This is a genomic window from Halorubrum sp. Atlit-26R, assembly GCF_003666015.1.
Lineage (GTDB): Archaea > Halobacteriota > Halobacteria > Halobacteriales > Haloferacaceae > Halorubrum.
Map to the genome: position 1 here is coordinate 1 of NZ_QPLT01000310.1, position 576 is coordinate 576.

Genomic DNA, 576 nt, shown 5'->3' on the forward strand with positions numbered 1-576 from the left:
GGCGGGTCGCCCTCACAGCGGGTCAGCATGGAAGTCGGTCGGGGGGCCGGCTTCCGGGTCGACGAGGGGGCGGGAACGATGCGGATCGAAGTCGAGACCGAGAACGGGACGTACACCAACGAGACCACGCTCGGAGCGATCATCTACGAGCGCGGCGGGGACGAGATCGCCTACCAGGGCGGCGGGGTCTGGCGCGCGAACGCGGACGGCGCGCGGATGGTCTCGCCGCCGGAGTTCCACTACCGCGGCGATACGCTTACCCTCCCGCTGGTGACGGTCGCCGGCGAGGGGGACCTCTCCGACTCGGTCACCATCAGCGAGAGCGACGGGGGACCCACCGGGCTGTTCGCCTCGGAAGACGTCTCGAACCCTCTCTTGGGCGGGAACGTCACTATCACCGTCGAGAGCGAGTACGCCGAGGCGTGGGGGCGCTTCTTCGAATCCAGGACCGAGGCGAACGTCACGCAGTTGTCCTCGAATGAGGTCCAAGTCGAGATCCGGACGGAGACCGTTCACCCAACGCTCACGACGAGCGCCTCGGCGGTCGGGAGCTCGAGCATCGCTGCGGGCGGAATA

General features: G+C 68.2%; 1 pseudogene. It reads left to right on the forward strand.

Annotated elements, in window-relative coordinates:
* Positions 1-576: pseudogene (locus DVK07_RS20730) on the forward strand (hypothetical protein); the annotation flags it as partial.